At 62.7% G+C, this 16,433-nt stretch carries 12 protein-coding genes; 8 read left to right on the top strand and 4 right to left on the bottom strand.

What is annotated here, in order from left to right:
• Window positions 1-151 precede the first annotated feature (151 nt).
• Genes JI748_RS01725 through JI748_RS01740 form a run of 4 tightly spaced genes read right to left on the bottom strand, consistent with a single transcriptional unit; the run spans window position 152 to window position 5,829 of the window.
• Window positions 152-2,002 carry an extracellular solute-binding protein gene (locus JI748_RS01725; RefSeq protein WP_201634381.1) on the bottom strand — a complete coding sequence of 617 codons (1,851 nt, stop codon included), beginning with the start codon at window positions 2,000-2,002 and terminating at the stop codon, window positions 152-154.
• Window positions 2,003-2,030: 28 nt separating this feature from the next.
• Window positions 2,031-3,641: an ABC transporter ATP-binding protein gene (locus tag JI748_RS01730; RefSeq protein ID WP_201634383.1), complete on the bottom strand. Its 1,611-nt coding sequence runs from the start codon at window positions 3,639-3,641 to the stop codon at window positions 2,031-2,033.
• Entirely contained in the window at window positions 3,638-4,732 is a 1,095-nt protein-coding gene (locus tag JI748_RS01735) for an ABC transporter permease (protein WP_201634385.1), read from the bottom strand. Before JI748_RS01735 ends, JI748_RS01730 begins: the two co-directional genes overlap by 4 nt.
• The gene (locus JI748_RS01740; protein WP_201634388.1) at window positions 4,729-5,829 is read right to left on the bottom strand and encodes a microcin C ABC transporter permease YejB; all 1,101 of its coding nucleotides are present in this window, start codon (window positions 5,827-5,829) and stop codon (window positions 4,729-4,731) included. The genes JI748_RS01735 and JI748_RS01740 overlap by 4 nt, the downstream gene beginning before the upstream one ends.
• A gap of 193 nt (window positions 5,830-6,022) precedes the next feature.
• Between JI748_RS01740 and JI748_RS01745 the strand changes: the two genes are divergently transcribed.
• From JI748_RS01745 to odhB, 8 genes are all read left to right on the top strand, one after another.
• The gene (locus tag JI748_RS01745; protein ID WP_201634391.1) at window positions 6,023-6,256 is read left to right on the top strand and encodes a hypothetical protein; all 234 of its coding nucleotides are present in this window, start codon (window positions 6,023-6,025) and stop codon (window positions 6,254-6,256) included.
• A 124-nt stretch (window positions 6,257-6,380) separates the two neighbouring features.
• Window positions 6,381-7,031, top strand: a complete 651-nt coding sequence (locus tag JI748_RS01750; RefSeq protein ID WP_201634394.1) for an AprI/Inh family metalloprotease inhibitor — start codon at window positions 6,381-6,383, stop codon at window positions 7,029-7,031.
• Between the two features lie 253 nt (window positions 7,032-7,284).
• On the top strand, window positions 7,285-8,406 hold the full coding sequence (gene zapE / locus JI748_RS01755) for a cell division protein ZapE (RefSeq protein WP_201634397.1): 1,122 nt from the start codon (window positions 7,285-7,287) through the stop codon (window positions 8,404-8,406).
• Window positions 8,407-8,540: 134 nt separating this feature from the next.
• A complete protein-coding gene (gene mdh / locus JI748_RS01760; RefSeq protein WP_164534559.1) occupies window positions 8,541-9,503 on the top strand; it encodes a malate dehydrogenase in 963 nt (320 codons plus the stop codon).
• 90 nt (window positions 9,504-9,593) lie between these two features.
• Entirely contained in the window at window positions 9,594-10,793 is a 1,200-nt protein-coding gene (gene sucC / locus JI748_RS01765) for an ADP-forming succinate--CoA ligase subunit beta (protein ID WP_201634399.1), read from the top strand.
• A 24-nt stretch (window positions 10,794-10,817) separates the two neighbouring features.
• Window positions 10,818-11,726, top strand: coding sequence for a succinate--CoA ligase subunit alpha (gene sucD / locus JI748_RS01770; protein ID WP_201634402.1), 909 nt, complete (start codon window positions 10,818-10,820; stop codon window positions 11,724-11,726).
• Between the two features lie 359 nt (window positions 11,727-12,085).
• Window positions 12,086-15,088 (top strand): 2-oxoglutarate dehydrogenase E1 component, encoded by a 3,003-nt coding sequence (locus JI748_RS01775; RefSeq protein WP_201634405.1) that lies wholly within the window; start codon window positions 12,086-12,088, stop codon window positions 15,086-15,088.
• Between the two features lie 24 nt (window positions 15,089-15,112).
• Window positions 15,113-16,420 (top strand): 2-oxoglutarate dehydrogenase complex dihydrolipoyllysine-residue succinyltransferase, encoded by a 1,308-nt coding sequence (gene odhB, locus JI748_RS01780; RefSeq protein WP_201634408.1) that lies wholly within the window; start codon window positions 15,113-15,115, stop codon window positions 16,418-16,420.
• Window positions 16,421-16,433: the final 13 nt, after the last annotated feature.

The raw sequence follows: 16,433 nt of genomic DNA on the forward strand, positions 1-16,433 counted from the left end.
CTACGGAGGCCTCCACTCGCCCGCCCTCGTGGTTCGAGGCTTCGCTTCGCTTCGCGCCTCACCATGTGGGCTTGCCAGGACAGCATGTCCCAGTAGCCCTCATCCTGAGGTGCGAAGCCTCTAAGGACGAGGGCGTGGCACTGAGTCTGCCCTAAAGCGCTCCGCCCGTCGCCTCGGCCTTTGCCTCGTCCCACCACCAGATCGTCGGAAAACCCGACGAGAATTCCGGCAGATTTTCGGGGTGGCTGTACCGGTTCCAGCGCGCCGTGCGCGAATAGGTCAGCGTATAGCCGGGGATGACATAGTGGTGCGCGAGCAGGGTCCGGTCCAGCGCCGCGGTGGCGGCCTCCTGGGTCGGGCGATCCTTGGCGGCGATTACCATTTCGATCAGCGCGTCTATGCCCGGATCGGCGATGCCGGCATAGTTGCGCGATCCTTCTTCGTTGGCGCTGGCCGAGCCGAAGAAGAAGCGCTGCTCGTTGCCGGGCGAAAAGCTCTGCGCCCAGCTGCCATAGATCATGTCGTAGTCATAGCTGCGAATGCGGTTGATATATTGAGGCGTGTCGACCATGCGCATGGTCGCCGCGATGCCGATCTTGGCAAGGTTGGTGGTCAGGTTGGCGATCATCGGCTCGAGCGTTGGCTGATGGCTCAGGATCTCAAAGCTCAGCTGTTCGCCATTGGCATCGATCAGCCGTGTGCCGTCGAGCCGATAGCCGGCCTCTGTGAGGAGGCCCAAGGCGGTGCGGAGATTGCCTCGCAGTGCTTGCTCGCTGCCATTGACCGGGTTGGTGTATGGCTCGGTGAAAACCTCGGGCGGCAGCTGGTCGCGGACGCTTTCGAGGATTTCCAGCTCCTTGCCCTGCGGCAGGTCCTTGGAGGCAAAGGGCAGGTTATAGAAGAAGGAGTTTATGCGCTCGTACTGGTCGAAGAAGACGGTCGAGTTAAGCTGCTCGAAATCGAAGGCATAGTTCAGCGCCTCGCGCACCCGCTGGTCCTGGAAGATGGGACGCCGCAGGTTGGGGATGAAGCCGCTCATTTCGCCTGAGCTCGCCTCGTCCTGCGGGAATTCTTCCTTCACCACTCGTCCTTCGGCGACGGCTGGGAAGTCATATGCCGTGGCCCAGCGGCGGGCGATATACTCGCTCCAGAAATCGAGCTGATCGCCCTTGAAGGCCTCGAAAGTCACCGCCTCGTCGAGGAAGTACTCGTAGCGGATTTCAGCAATGTTATTGGTGCCGATCTGGGTTGGGTGGTTCTTGCCCCAGTAGTCCTCGTCGAGTTCGTAGCGCAGCGTCTGCCCGGTCTGGAAGTCGGCGAGCACATAGGGACCTGAGCCGAGTGGCAATTCGAGGGTCGACTCGGCGATGTTGCGCTTGTTCCCGGCCGCATCGGTGCCTTCCCACCAATGCTGCGGCAGCACTAGGAGCTGGCCCAAAATATCGGGCAGTTCGCGGTTTTCCCCGCTCTTGAAGCTGAAGGTCACGACCCCTGGCTCGCTGACCTCGGCGCCGGTCACGTCGCCATAATATTGAACATTGTCCGGATTGACCTCCATCAGTTTCTGGAACGACCAGACGACGTCTTCCGCCGTGACCGGTTCTCCATCCTGCCAGCGCGCCTCGGGATTGATGCGGAAGCTGACCGAGGTGTAGTCCGGCGCGATCATCATGTCCTGGGCGATCAACCCGTAGGAAACGTTGACCTCGTCCAACGAGGGGGTCATCAGCGTTTCATAGATCAGCCCGATGCCGCTCGCCACCTGCCCCTTGGGCAGGATGGGGTTGAAAGTGTCAAAGCTCCCGCGGGCACTTAGCCGCAAGGTGCCGGCCTTGGGCGCGTCGGGGTTCACATAATCGAAGCGCTCGAACCCGGCCGGATATTTGGGCGTGCCGTTGACCGAAGCCGCATGCACCCATTCGCCAAGCGGCGTCTGCGCCAGGGCAGGGGAAGCGAAGGCCAGCGTGGCGGCGAGAACGGCTTTGAGGAGAGAGAGCTTCATCGGTGCGGCTCCTTGAGTTTGGGTCAGTCTAGTCGGCATTCGGCGGCGTCGACAATGGCGGGCTTTCGCTGAACGCGGCGGCCAGCAATTGGCGCGTATAGTCCTCGCGCGGGCCGGCAAAGATATCGGCGGTCTTGCCTGCCTCCACCACAACGCCATTGCGCATGACGACGAGGCGGTGGGCCAGGGCCCGAACCACGCGCAGGTCATGGCTGATAAAAAGGTAGCTCAAATTCCGCCGCGCCTGCACAGCGCGCAGCAGGTCGATCACCTGCGCCTGGATCGAGACGTCGAGCGCGGAGGTCGGCTCGTCGAGGACCAGGAAGTCCGGCTCCAGCACGAGCGCCCGCGCGATTGCCACCCGCTGCCGCTGACCACCGGAGAACTCGTGCGGGTAGCGGATGGCCGTGGCCGGATCGAGCCCCACTTCGCGGAGGGCATCGGATACGCGCGTCTCCCGTTCCGCCTGCGTCAGCCTGGGCATATGGACCCGCAGGCCTTCTTCGACGATCTCGCCCACTGAAAGGCGGGGACTCAGCGAGCCGAACGGGTCCTGGAAGACGATCTGCATATGCTTGCGCAGCGGCCGCAGGCTCCGCCAGGAGCGCGCCTGTACCTCTTCGCCCAGAAAGACGATGCGCCCGGTGGAGGGGATCAGCCGCAACACGGCATAGCCGAGCGAGGACTTGCCCGAGCCGCTTTCGCCGACCACGCCCAGCGTCTCGCCGCGCCGGACGGTGAGGTTCACCCCGTCCACGGCGCGGATGTGCCCTACCGTGCGCCGCAACAGCCCGCGCTTTATCGGAAACCAGACCTTTAGATCCTGCGTCTCAAGGATGGCCGGCGCATCATCGGCCGGTACCGGCGGTTCGCCGCGCGGCGCCGCGGCGAGGAGATGCCTGGTATAGTCATGCTGCGGTGCAGAAAAAATCGTCTCCACTGGCCCGGTTTCGACGATCTCGCCCCGCTGCATCACCGCGATGCGGTCGGCGATGCGCCGCACGACCTGGAGGTCATGGGTGATAAACAGCATGGCCATGCCCATGTCGCGCTGCAGCTTCTTGAGAAGCTCCAGAATCTGGGCCTGCACCGTGACGTCGAGCGCCGTGGTCGGCTCGTCGGCAATCAAGAGCTTGGGTTCATTGGCCAGCGCCATGGCGATCATGACGCGCTGCCGCTGCCCGCCCGAGAGCTGATGCGGATAGTCGTCAACCCGGCTCTTTGGGTTCGGAATTCCGACGGCATCGAGCAGCTCGATCACCCGCCGCTTGGCCGCCGCGCTGCGCAGTCCCTGGTGCAGCGCCAGCGTCTCGGCGACCTGCCGCCCCACCGTATGCACCGGATTAAGCGAACTCAGCGGCTCCTGGAAGATCATGCCGACGCCATTGCCGCGCACCGCCCGCAGGTCTTTCGTCGACGCCGCCACAAGGTCCTGGCTCTCGAACAACACTTGTCCGCTCAGCGACGCGGAAGGCGGAAGGAGCTTGAGCACGGAAAGCGCCGTCACCGACTTGCCTGATCCACTCTCGCCCACCAGCGCCAGCGTCTCGCCTGGCGCAATGTCGAAGCTCACTTTGCTGGCGGCTTCGAAGGCGCCGAAGCGGATGGTGAGATCACGGACGGAAAGCAACGCGCTCATCGGAACGTCTTTCGCGGATCAAACGCGTCGCGCACCGCTTCGCCGATGAAGACAAGGAGCGTCATCATGATGGCGATGGTGAAAAAGCCAGTGAGGCCGAGCCAGGGCGCCTGGAGGTTGTTCTTGCCCTGCGCCAGGAGCTCGCCCAGCGATGGCGAGCCGGGGGGCAGACCGAAGCCCAGGAAGTCGAGGGAAGTGAGCGTCGCAACCGAACCCGAAAGGATGAAGGGCATGAAGGTCAGGGTCGCCACCATGGCATTGGGCAGCAGGTGCCGCCACATGATCATGCGGTTGGATACGCCCAGCGCCCGGGCCGCGGTGACGTATTCGAAGTTGCGGGCGCGCAGGAATTCCGCGCGGACGATGCCCACCAGCGACACCCAGGAAAACAGCAGCAAGATGCCGAGCAGCACCCAGAAACTTGGCGCGATAACCGAGGAGATGATCAGCAGCAGATAGAGCGCTGGAACCGAGGTCCAGATCTCGATCAGCCGCTGTGCGATGAGGTCGACCCAGCCACCGAAATAGCCCTGCACCGCGCCGGCGACGACGCCCACCACCGAAGAAATGATGGTGAGGATGAAGCCGAACAGGACCGAGATGCGGAAGCCATAGATCAGCCGCGCCAGGACATCGCGGCCACGGTCGTCGGTGCCCAGATAATGGTAGTTGCCCGGGTTGCATTCCGGGTCGGCGCTGCCTTGAGGATAGCGCTGGCAGAGCACGTCGCGTGTCAGCATCCAGCTGGGCGGATTGGCGCCGGAAAAGCTCACGAAACCGTCGACGGTCGCATAGGAAAAGCGAACCGGCGGCCAGAGAGCCCAGCCCTTGGCGGCGATCTCGTCGGCAATGAAGGGGTCGCGGTAGTTGGTGGTGGCGAGGAAGCCGCCAAAGGTGGATTCGGGGTAGTCGACGAAGGCGGGAAACAGCATCTCCCCATTATAGGAGACGAGGATCGGCCGGTCGTTGGTGATGAACTCGGCGCCAAGCGTCACGATGAACAGCACGAGAAAGATCCAGAAGCTCCACCAGCCGCGGCGATTGCCGCGGAAATTGGCGAGCCGCCGCCGGTTGAGCGGAGAGAGGTTCATACGTCGCGGCTTTCAAAATCGAGCCGCGGGTCGACCCACATATAGGCAAGGTCGGAGAGGAGGCCGATGACGAGGCCGAGGAGCGAAAAGATATAAAGCGTCGCGAACACCACCGGATAATCGCGGTTGGCGACGGACTGAAAGCCGAGGAGGCCCAGCCCATCGAGCGAGAAGATGGTTTCGATCAGGAGCGAGCCACCAAAGAAAACGCCGACGAATGCCCCGGGGAAGCCGGCGATCACCAGCATCATGGCGTTGCGGAAGACGTGGCGGTAGAGCACCTGCCCCTCGCTCAGCCCTTTGGCGCGGGCGGTGGTGACATATTGCTTGCCGATCTCGTCGAGAAACGAGTTCTTGGTCAGCAAAGTCGCCGTAGCGAAAGCCCCGAGACCCATGGCGATGATGGGCAGGACCAGGTGCCAGAAATAGTCGAGGATTTGCCGCCACCAGGGGAAGTTTTCCCAGCCCGGCGAGGTGAGGCCGCGCAGGGGAAACACCTGCCAGAAGGAACCGCCGGCAAAGAGCACGATCAGCGCGACGGCGACCAGGAAGCCGGGGACGGCATAGCCGACGATGATGATTGTCGACGTCCAGACGTCGAAGCGCGATCCGTCCCGCACCGCCTTGGCGATGCCGAGCGGGATGGAGATGCCATAGGCGATCAGAGTCATCCAAAGGCCCAGCGAGATCGACACCGGCATCTTTTCGAGCACGAGGTCTATCACCGAAATGTCGCGGAAGTAGCTCTCGCCGAAGTCGAAGCGCAGGTAATTGCCGATCATCGAAAAGAAGCGCTCGAGCGGCGGCTTGTCGAAGCCGAACTGGCGCTCGATGCGGTCGACCAGTTCGGGGGGCAGGCCCTGACTGCCGCGATAGGTGGAGCGGGTATCACCGGCCCTGGGCTGCTGCAGGCCGAGATCGCCGCCTTCGCCGCCGGTCACGCGGTCGGTCATCGCAACGTTCTGGCCTGAAATATTGGCGAGCGCCTGTTCCACCGGCCCGCCGGGCGCAAATTGGGTGATCAGGAAAGAGACCGCCATGATGCCGAAAACGGTCGGGATCATCAGCAAAATACGGCGGATGATATAGGCGCCCATGGCCTCTCCCGGCAGACCGGATGCTGCAAATCGGGCAGCATCACTGCGGTCAATGCAACATTTCAATGACGGCTTGGCAAGCCACGCACGCGCCTGTGTTTGCCGGTCGGCGCTACGCCTGTTTCAAAGGCGAATGCCAGCCTTGTTCCAGCGGGTTAAATCCCTCACCATCACCTCAACTCAAGGAGAACCCATGCGCTTTGCTCCCGTCGCCCAGGTTCGCGACACTTCCGTTGCCCGCGTGCTGCTTGTTGCCTTGCGGGCGCATGGCTTTCATCCGCTCGATCTGCGCGAAGGGGGGCTGCCAGGGGTGCCGAACCTCTTCGGGCCAGACGGCTTTACCATCGAGGTGCCGGAAGAGGAGGTGGCGGATGCAACCCTTCTCGTGGGTGATCTCTTGAAGAATATGGAGCCACCGGCCCCCTAATCCGGCCACAATGGTGTGAGACGGGCACGATTGCGGGATGGGCGGTTGAACCTGGCAGCGGCCTCGCGTTATATGCTGCCACAAGTGTTAATGTCCCTTAAGCCTTTGATGGCAGGAGTGATCAATGCAGGATTGGAAGCGCGGCGCTTCATCCATCGCGGGCCTGGCGGCCATTGCCCTTCTGGTAGCCGCCTGTTCGCCCACGAACCGGACCAATACGGCAAACCTCAACGTTGTCGGCACGGCGCCCCAGGCAGCAGCAATTCCCAATTCCACGGTGCAGACCGGCTCCTTGCCGCCGCTCGGTGGCGCAACCGGCACGCCGGCCCCGGGCCTTTCCGGCAATCCGGTTCTGGGCGGTGCGCCAGCAGCGACGTCCAGCCTGCCGCCGATCGGGTCCAGCACCCAGGTTGCGGCGAACAGCTCGACCATTGGCACCAATATCGCTGGCACCAATGGTTCGATCACCTCGGTCGGCGCGCCGATGGCGACCGGCGTTTCGTCCGGTCCGGAAGGCGCCTGGAACGTGGTGGCGGGCAGCGCGACGTGCCGCCTCAACCTGCCGCTTACGGCCAAGACCGGCACCAATTATTACCGCGCGTCGGCTCCGGGTTGCACCGTGCCGCAGATCGCGTCGGTCACCGGCTGGCAGCAGGTCGGTTCGCAGCTCCAGCTCTATGATGATAACGGCAATATCGCTGCTTTCCTCGCCCCGAGCTCGGGCCGCTACATCGGCACCATCAGCGGCGGCCAGGCCGTTTCGATGGCCCGCTAAGAAATCTAGAAGCCGGTCCGATGGGCCGGCTTTTTCTTTGCGCGATAGACACCCCCTCCCTAGCTGCGCTAGGACCCAAAGGGTCCAGCTTCGCTACCCTCCCCTCAAGGGGGAGGGTAGCATCAGATTGTGGCACGTTCGTCGGCACCCACCGGCCTCACCCTCCCCTTGAGGGGAGGGTACCAAAGCTTAGCCGCAGGCTTAGCGACGGTAGGGAGGGGGTGCTGTTGCTAGTCTAGGCGCCAATCCGTTCATGACCTCCACTACCGTTCGCACCGCCTATGACGATCTGGTCACCCGCGGCGCGCTGACACCTGACCCGGCCCAGCGTGATGCCGCAGCCGAGCTTGATCGTGTGCTGGCCGATCTCGTTGCCCACAAGCCCCGCACGGGCCTCCTCAGCTTCTTCGACAAGCCAAAACCCGTCCGCGGGCTCTATCTTTATGGCGATGTCGGGCGCGGCAAGACCATGCTGATGGACCTGTTTTTTGCCGCGGTGCCGTTTGCCGAAAAGCGGCGCGTGCATTTTCACGAGTTCATGGACGAGGTCCATGCCGGCATCGCTACCTTTCGCAAATCGGCTAAGGGAGACGATGCTGATCCGGTGGAAGCGGTGGTCAAGCCGATATTGCGATCGGGTCTGCGCCTTCTCTGTCTCGATGAGTTTCATGTGCACGACATCACCAATGCCATGTTGCTCGACCGCTTGTTCGGCAAGCTTTTTGCGGGCGGCGTAACACTCGTCGCGACCTCGAACGTGCCGCCGGACGGGCTCTACAAGGATGGGCTCAACCGGCAGCTATTTTTGCCGTTCATCGCGCTCCTTAAACAGCAAACCGTCGTGGCCGACCTGCCCTCTACGCAGGATTACCGTCGGCTGAAATTTGCCGGCCAGCAGGTTTACATTTTCGGCACGGGCCCGGACGTCACCGCCGCCATGGACCGGCTGTGGCTGCGCTTGACCGGGGGAGAGCAGGGGGCTCCCGGCGTGGTCGAAAGCATCGGCCGGCAGATCCCCGTGCCTTTGATGGCGATGGGCGCCGCCCGGTTCCGCTTCGCCGACCTCTGCGAAAAGCCGCTCGGCACCCGCGACTTCGTGCGCATCGCCCATCAGTTCGACTCGATCCTGATCGATGCCATTCCGCAGATGGACCGCACCAAGTCCGATGCCGCAAAACGCTTCATTCTCCTGATCGACAGCCTCTATGATCGTGGGGTGAAGCTTGCTGCGTCCTTCGCCGTTCCGCTCGAGCAGTTGGGCGCCGACGACAAGACCGCCTTCGAATTTCAGCGCACGCTGTCGCGCCTTACCGAGATGCAGTCGGAAGAGTACTTGGCTAAGGGTCTGCGCGAGACGGCTTCGACTTCCGTCTGACTTGCCCGTCCGGCACTGCCCCATCGCTCTTTGGCAAGGGGCAAATGGTCCTTAAGACGAAGGGTTCACTTGCCCCTCAACACCGACAAGGTTAAGAGGTGCGCCAATTCAACGCAGTTACGGGATGAGGCTTCATGGCGCGCAAGAAAATCGCCCTTATCGGTGCAGGTCAGATCGGCGGCACGCTCGCCCTTTTGAGCGCACAGAAGGAACTCGGTGACGTCGTTCTGTTCGACGTCGTTGATGGCGTGGGCCCCGGCAAGGCGCTCGATATTGCGCAGTCCATGCCGGCCCAGGGCTTTTCCGCGAACCTCAAGGGCACATCCGAATACAAGGACATCGAAGGCGCCGACGTCGTGATCGTCACCGCCGGCGTGCCGCGCAAGCCTGGCATGAGCCGCGATGACCTCCTCGAGATCAACCTCAAGGTCATGGAACAGGTCGGCGCCGGCATAGCAAAATATGCCAAGGATGCCTTCGTCATCTGCATCACCAATCCGCTCGACGCCATGGTCTGGGCGCTGCAGAAGTTCTCCGGCCTGCCCGCCAACAAGGTGATCGGCATGGCTGGCGTGCTGGATAGCTCGCGCTTCATCCACTTCATCGCCGAAGAGCTCAACGTTTCGACCGAAGACGTTTCCGCCTTCGTGCTTGGTGGCCATGGCGACACGATGGTGCCGCTGACCCGCTATTCCACCGTTGCCGGCATTCCGCTGACCGACGTGGTCAAGATGGGCTGGATGAGCAAGGAAAAGCTCGAAGAGATCGTGCAGCGCACCCGTGACGGCGGCGCCGAAATCGTCGGCCTGCTCAAGACCGGTTCAGCCTTTTATGCGCCCGCCGCTTCCGCCATCGCCATGGCCGAAAGCTACCTCAAGGACAAAAAGCGCGTGCTTCCCTCCGCGGCTTACCTCAACGGCGAGTATGGCGTTTCCGGCACCTATGTCGGCGTGCCCGTCGTGATCGGCGCCGGTGGCGCGGAAAAGGTCATCGAGATCGCGCTCAACTCCGCCGAGCAAAAGGCGTTCGACAAGTCGGTCGCGGCCGTCGAGGGCCTGATCGAGGCCTGTAAAAAGATCGCGCCCAAGCTGGCGTAACGCCTTCCGAGCCGCTGGTTTCGCCAGCGGCTTCTCCTTTTCCGGCCTCCAGAAACGTCCGGTTACGACTGCCCACCCAAGGGGATTTTAATGAACATCCATGAACACCAGGCCAAAGAGCTCTTGAAGAGCTATGGCGCGCCGGTTGCCGAAGGCGTTGCCATCACCTCGGCCGACGAGGCTGAAGCTGCGGCGAAAAAGCTGCCCGGCCCGCTTTACGTGGTCAAGTCGCAGATCCATGCCGGCGGCCGCGGCAAGGGCAAGTTCAAGGAACTGGGCGCCGATGCCAAGGGCGGCGTGCGCCTCGCGCGTTCGGTCGAAGATGTGGTCGCCAACGCCCGCGAAATGCTGGGCAATACGCTCGTGACCAAGCAGACCGGCGACGCCGGCAAGCAGGTCAACCGCCTTTATATCGAAGACGGCGCCGACATCGCGCGCGAACTCTACTGCTCGCTCCTCGTCGATCGCGCCACCTCACGTGTCAGCTTCGTGGTTTCGACCGAAGGCGGCATGGACATCGAGGCCGTGGCCGAGCACACGCCCGACAAGATCATCACCGTCGCCATCGATCCGAGTGCCGGCGTCACCGATGCCGATGTCGCCAAGATCTCGGGCGCCCTGGCCCTTGACGGCGCTGCCGCCGACGACGCCAAGACCCTGTTCCCGATCCTCTATAAGGCCTTCACCGAAAAGGACATGAGCCTTCTCGAAGTGAACCCGCTGATCGTCATGACCGATGGTCGCCTGCGCGTCCTCGACGCCAAGGTGAGCTTCGACAACAATGCCGCTTTCCGCCATGAAGAGCTCAAGCCCCTGCGCGACTTGACCGAAGAAGACGCCAAGGAAATCGAGGCGTCCAAGTATGACCTCGCCTATGTGGCGCTGGACGGCAATATCGGCTGCATGGTCAATGGCGCGGGCCTTGCCATGTCCACCATGGACATCATCAAGCTCTATGGCGCCGAACCGGCCAACTTCCTCGATGTCGGTGGCGGCGCTTCCAAGGAAAAGGTTACGGCGGCGTTCAAGATCATCACTGCCGATCCGGCCGTGAAGGGTATTCTGGTCAACATCTTCGGCGGCATCATGCGCTGCGACGTGATCGCCGAAGGCGTGATCGCTGCGGTCAAGGAAGTCGGCCTCGAAGTGCCGCTGGTGGTTCGCCTCGAAGGCACCAATGTCAAGGAAGGCAAGGCCATCCTCGATAATTCCGGCCTCGACGTCATCTCCGCCGACGACCTCGACGATGCCGCGCAGAAGATCGTCGCTGCCGTCGGCAAAGCCGCCTAAGACCCGCCAGAAGAAAGAAACCCAATGTCTATTCTCGTCAACAAAGACACCAAGGTTCTCGTGCAGGGTCTGACCGGCAAGACCGGCACCTTCCACACGGAACAGGCGCTCGCCTATTATGGCACCCAGATGGTGGGCGGCGTGAACCCCAAGAAGGCCGGCGAAACCTGGACATCCTCGCTCGACGTCACCGCGCAGCTGCCGGTCTTCGCGACCGTTGCCGAAGGCAAGGAGCGCACCGGCGCCAATGCCTCGGTCATCTATGTGCCGCCTCCTGGCGCCGCTGCCGCCATCGAGGAAGCGATCGACGCGGAAATCCCGCTGATCATCTGCATCACCGAAGGCGTGCCGGTCATGGACATGGTCCGCGTTAAGGCAAAGCTCGAAAAGTCCAAGTCGCGCCTTATCGGGCCGAACTGCCCGGGCGTTTTGACGCCGGAAGAATGCAAGATCGGCATCATGCCGGGCTCGATCTTCTCGAAGGGCTCGGTGGGCATTGTTTCGCGCTCCGGCACGCTTACCTATGAAGCCGTGTTCCAGACCACCAATGAAGGCCTGGGCCAGACGACCGCCGTCGGCATCGGCGGCGATCCGGTCAAGGGCACCGAATTCATCGACATGCTCGAAATGTTTTTGGCCGACGAAGCGACCAAGTCGATCATCATGATCGGCGAGATCGGTGGCTCGGCCGAAGAGGACGCAGCGCAGTTCCTGATCGACGAAGCCAAGCGCGGCCGCAAGAAGCCGATGGCTGGCTTCATCGCCGGCCGCACCGCACCGGCCGGCCGGACCATGGGCCATGCTGGCGCCGTGATTTCAGGCGGCAAGGGCGGCGCGGAAGAAAAGATCGCAGCCATGGAAGCGGCCGGGATCAAGGTCTCGGCATCTCCGGCCCGGATCGGCGCGACCTTGGCGGAAGTGCTTCGGGGCTAGGAGCCCCCACCCAGCCTCCCCCGTAAGTCGGGGGAGGAGCCGCATCTGCTTTGTGACACGATCGCGGACAAGCACCAGACTAGCTCCTCCCCCTTCTACAGGGGGAGGCGGGGTGGGGGTCAATACACCCACCAAAACTGCGTTTGCGACCCCTTCGGTCGCTCTTCTGACACGGTTTGGCCCTAAGCCGAATCCATGACCATCAAGTGAGCCGCGGTGCCACGGCGGGCGCCGCAAGTCTTAACAAGATACAAAGGAAACGCGGTCAATATTCGCCCCACTTGGATGACCGCTTTTAACCAGCTTCGGCCGGTTCGTTGAGAAGGATGGCAGGGCGAGAAAGTCCTGCGACACAAGCGATGACACGACAGGAAAAGAACGACACGTTCTTGCTGACCTCGTTCCTCTATGGGGGGAACGCCGACTACATCGAACAACTCTATTCGCGCTTCAAAACCGATCCTTCCAGCGTCGACGCGACCTGGTCGAGCTTTTTCGCCCGGCTCGACGATGCCGATGGCGTTGCGGCGCAGAACGCGGAAGGCCCGAGCTGGGGCCGCAAGGACTGGCCACCGGCGGAAGCGGGTGAACTGGTCAGTGCGCTCGATGGCGACTGGGGCCAGGTGGCGCTGAAGACCGAAAAGGCCGCGGTCAAGAAGGCCGCTGCCGAAGGCAAGCCCGCCCCGGCTGCTGCGGACGTGCTGCAGGCAACGCGCGACTCGATCCGCGCCATCATGATGATCCGCGCCTATCGCATGCGCGGGCACCTCCATGCCGATCTCGATCCGCTCAAGCTCAAGTCCGACGAACCGGCGCCCGAGCTCGATCCCAAGAGCTACGGCTTCACCGACGCCGATTACGGCCGCAAGATCTTCATCGACAACGTGCTGGGTCTTGAATACGCGACCATCCCGGAAATGCTCGCCATCCTGCAGCGCACCTATTGCGGCACTGTGGGCATCGAGTTCATGCATATCTCCGATCCTGAGGCCAAGCAGTGGATCCAGGAGCGCATCGAGGGTCCGGACAAGGAAATCACCTTCACCGCCGAAGGCAAGAAGGCGATCCTCAACAAGCTTGTCGAGGCCGAAGGCTTCGAAAAGTTCCTCGACGTCAAGTATACCGGCACCAAGCGCTTCGGCCTCGATGGCAGTGAAGCGGCGATCCCGGCGCTCGAGCAGATCATCAAGCGCGGTGGCGCCCTGGGCATCAAGGACATCGTCCTCGGCATGGCTCACCGCGGCCGTCTCAACGTTCTCACTCAGGTCATGCAGAAGCCGCATCGCGCCCTGTTCCACGAGTTCAAGGGCGGCGCCTTCTATCCGGAAGACGTGGAAGGCTCGGGCGACGTCAAGTACCACCTCGGCGCGTCCTCCGACCGCGACTTCGACGGCAACAAGGTTCACCTGTCGCTGACCGCCAATCCGAGCCATCTCGAGATCGTCGATCCGGTGGTGCTCGGCAAGTCCCGCGCCAAGCAGGACCAGCACATTTCCCCCGAGCACAAGCTCGTCGACGTCGCCGTCGAAGGCAAGCCGGACCGCTCCATGGTCCTGCCGCTCTTGATCCATGGCGATGCGGCTTTTGCCGGGCAGGGCGTCATTGCCGAATGCCTCGGGCTTTCGGGCCTCAAGGGTCACCGCACGGGCGGGTCGATCCATCTGGTGATCAACAACCAGATCGGCTTCACCACCTCGCCGATGTATTCGCGCTCCTCGCCTTACCCGACCGACGTCGCCAAGATGATCGAAGCACCGGTATTCCATGTGAACGGCGACGATCCGGAAGCCGTCGTGTTTGCGGCCAAGGTTGCCGTCGAGTACCGCCAGAAGTTCGGCAAGCCTGTCGTCATCGACATGTTCTGCTATCGCCGTTTCGGTCACAACGAAGGCGACGAACCAAGCTTCACCCAGCCGCTAATGTATTCCAAGATCCGGTCGCACAAGACCACTTTGGAAATCTATGCCGAAAAGCTCGTTACCGAAGGTCTCGTGAGCCAGGCCGATGTCGACCAGCTCAAGGGCGACTGGAAGGCCAAGCTCGAGACCGAGTTCGAGGCCGGTCAGGATTATCGCCCGAACAAGGCCGACTGGCTCGATGGCCAATGGAAGGACTTCAAGCCTGCCGATCAGGAAGGCCCGCGTCGTGGCGACACAGGCGTGGCGCTCGAACGCCTCGTCGAGATCGGCACCAAGCTGACGCAGGTCCCGGCGGACTTCAACGCCCACAAGACCGTCAAGCGCTTTATGGACAATCGCCTTGGCGCCATCGAGGCCGGCGAAGGCATTGACTGGGCTACCGCGGAAGCCTTGGCATTCGGCACGCTCGTGACCGAAGGCCATCCCGTTCGCCTCTCTGGACAGGACGTCGAACGCGGCACTTTCAGCCAGCGCCACTCGGTGCTCAACGACCAGCAGGTCGAGAACAAGACCTATACGCCGCTCAACAATCTTGATGCTGGCCAGGCGCGCTACGAAGTCATCAACTCGATGCTGTCGGAAGAAGCGGTGCTCGGCTTCGAGTATGGCTATTCGCTGGCGGAGCCCAAGGCGCTGACGCTTTGGGAGGCCCAGTTCGGCGACTTCGTCAACGGCGCTCAGGTTGTCATCGACCAGTTCATCTCCTCGGGCGAGCGCAAGTGGTTCCGCATGTCGGGCCTCGTGATGCTGTTGCCGCATGGCTATGAGGGGCAGGGGCCGGAGCACTCCTCCGCGCGGCCGGAGCGCTTCCTCCAGCTTTGCGCCGAAGACAACATGCAGGTCGCCAACTGCACGACGCCGGCCAACTACTTCCACATCCTGCGCCGGCAGCTCAAGCGCGACTTCCGCAAGCCGCTGATCCTGATGACTCCCAAGTCGCTGCTGCGGCACAAGCGGGCAATCTCGGGTCTCGTGGAACTTGGTCCGGACAGCGTCTTCCACCGTCTCCTCTGGGACGATGCGGAAGCCCCCGGCGTGCCAAAGACCACGACGCGCCTCGTGCCGGATGCCCGCATCCGCCGCGTCGTTCTTTGCACCGGCAAGGTCTACTACGACCTCCTGGAAGATCGCGAGAAGAAGGGCATCAACGATGTCTACCTCCTGCGCGTCGAGCAGCTTTATCCGTTCCCGGCAAAGGCCCTGCTCGACGAGCTCAGCCGCTTCCCCAATGCCGACGTCGTCTGGTGCCAGGAAGAGCCGCGCAATATGGGTGCATGGACCTTCGTCCAGCCCTATATCGAGTGGGTATTCGACCAGATGGGCCGCACCAATGATCGCGTGCACTATGTCGGCCGCAAGGCTGCCGCCTCGCCGGCAACCGGCCTGATGCGCACCCATCTCGCACAGCTCCAGGAATTCCTGGACGAAGCCTTCGCCAAGTAGAGCCCGAGAACCAAGGACAAACTCATGTCGACAGAAATCCGTGTCCCGACCCTGGGCGAAAGCGTTACCGAAGCCACGATCGGCCAGTGGTTCAAGAAGGTGGGCGACACCGTCAATGCCGACGAACCCATCGTCGAGCTCGAAACCGACAAGGTGACGATCGAAGTGCCGGCCCCCGCTTCGGGCGTGCTCGAAGCCATCGCCGCCAATCCGGGCGACACCGTTGACGTCAATGCCCTCCTCGGCGCCATCGGTGGCGGAACAGGTGCTGCCGCTTCCGCCCCGGCCGCAACTCCCGCTCCGCAGCCTGCTCCCAGCCAGCCGGCTGCAGCGCCGCAGGCTCCTGCTGCCACCGACCGCGCTCCCGCCCCGTCGGCGCAGAAGCTGATCAACGAAAACGGCCTCAACGCCGCCGACATCAACGGTTCGGGCAAGTCGGGCCAGGTGCTCAAGGAAGACGTCTTGGCCTCGATCCTGCGTCCGCAGGCTGCCGCTCCCGCTGCACAGCCGGCACAGGCTCTCGATACGTCGGGCGCGCCCAAGCTCTACAATCCCGCACCGGCTTCGGCTCCTGCTGCAAAGCCCGCCGAAGCGCCCAAGGCTGCGCGGTCGCCCGTCGCCGCCGATGATGCCTCGCGCGAGGAACGGGTCAAGATGACCCGCCTGCGCCAGACCATCGCCCGCCGCCTCAAGGATGCGCAGAACACCGCCGCCATGCTGACCACCTTCAACGAGGTGGACATGAAGCCGGTGATGGAGCTGCGCAACCAGTACAAGGAGCTTTTCGAGAAGAAGCACGGCGTCAAGCTTGGCTTTATGGGCTTCTTCACCAAGGCCGTGGTTCACGCGCTCAAGGAAATCCCGGCCGTCAACGCCGAGATCGATGGCGATGACCTGATCTACAAGCAATACGCGCATATCGGCGTCGCCGTCGGTACCGACAAGGGCCTCGTGGTCCCGGTCGTCCGCAATGCCGATGGGATGTCGATCGCCGAGATCGAAAAGGAAATCGGCAATCTCGGCAAGAAGGCGCGCGATGGCCAGCTGTCGATGGCCGACATGCAGGGCGGCACCTTCACCATCTCCAATGGTGGTGTCTACGGTTCGCTGATGTCGACCCCGATCCTCAATGCGCCGCAGTCGGGCATCCTCGGCATGCACAAGATCCAGGAGCGCCCGGTCGTCGTCGGCGGCCAGATCGTCGTGCGTCCGATGATGTATCTGGCGCTGAGCTACGATCATCGCATCGTCGACGGCAAGGAAGCCGTAACATTCCTGGTTCGCGTCAAGGAATCGCTCGAGGCGCCCGAGCGCCTGGTGCTCGATCTCTGATCGCCACAAACAT

The sequence above is a fragment of the Devosia rhizoryzae genome, from assembly GCF_016698665.1.
Taxonomy (GTDB): domain Bacteria; phylum Pseudomonadota; class Alphaproteobacteria; order Rhizobiales; family Devosiaceae; genus Devosia; species Devosia rhizoryzae.

Excerpts from the sequence above, each read along its gene's own strand:
- JI748_RS01725 (WP_201634381.1), bottom strand. The coding sequence starts at position 2,002 with ATGAAGCTCTCTCTCCTCAAAGCCGTTCTCGCCGCCACGCTGGCCTTC.
- JI748_RS01730 (WP_201634383.1), bottom strand. The coding sequence starts at position 3,641 with ATGAGCGCGTTGCTTTCCGTCCGTGATCTCACCATCCGCTTCGGCGCC.
- JI748_RS01735 (WP_201634385.1), bottom strand. The coding sequence starts at position 4,732 with ATGAACCTCTCTCCGCTCAACCGGCGGCGGCTCGCCAATTTCCGCGGC.
- JI748_RS01740 (WP_201634388.1), bottom strand. The coding sequence starts at position 5,829 with ATGGGCGCCTATATCATCCGCCGTATTTTGCTGATGATCCCGACCGTT.
- JI748_RS01745 (WP_201634391.1), top strand. The coding sequence starts at position 6,023 with ATGCGCTTTGCTCCCGTCGCCCAGGTTCGCGACACTTCCGTTGCCCGC.
- JI748_RS01750 (WP_201634394.1), top strand. The coding sequence starts at position 6,381 with ATGCAGGATTGGAAGCGCGGCGCTTCATCCATCGCGGGCCTGGCGGCC.
- zapE (WP_201634397.1), top strand. The coding sequence starts at position 7,285 with ATGACCTCCACTACCGTTCGCACCGCCTATGACGATCTGGTCACCCGC.
- mdh (WP_164534559.1), top strand. The coding sequence starts at position 8,541 with ATGGCGCGCAAGAAAATCGCCCTTATCGGTGCAGGTCAGATCGGCGGC.
- sucC (WP_201634399.1), top strand. The coding sequence starts at position 9,594 with ATGAACATCCATGAACACCAGGCCAAAGAGCTCTTGAAGAGCTATGGC.
- sucD (WP_201634402.1), top strand. The coding sequence starts at position 10,818 with ATGTCTATTCTCGTCAACAAAGACACCAAGGTTCTCGTGCAGGGTCTG.
- JI748_RS01775 (WP_201634405.1), top strand. The coding sequence starts at position 12,086 with ATGACACGACAGGAAAAGAACGACACGTTCTTGCTGACCTCGTTCCTC.
- odhB (WP_201634408.1), top strand. The coding sequence starts at position 15,113 with ATGTCGACAGAAATCCGTGTCCCGACCCTGGGCGAAAGCGTTACCGAA.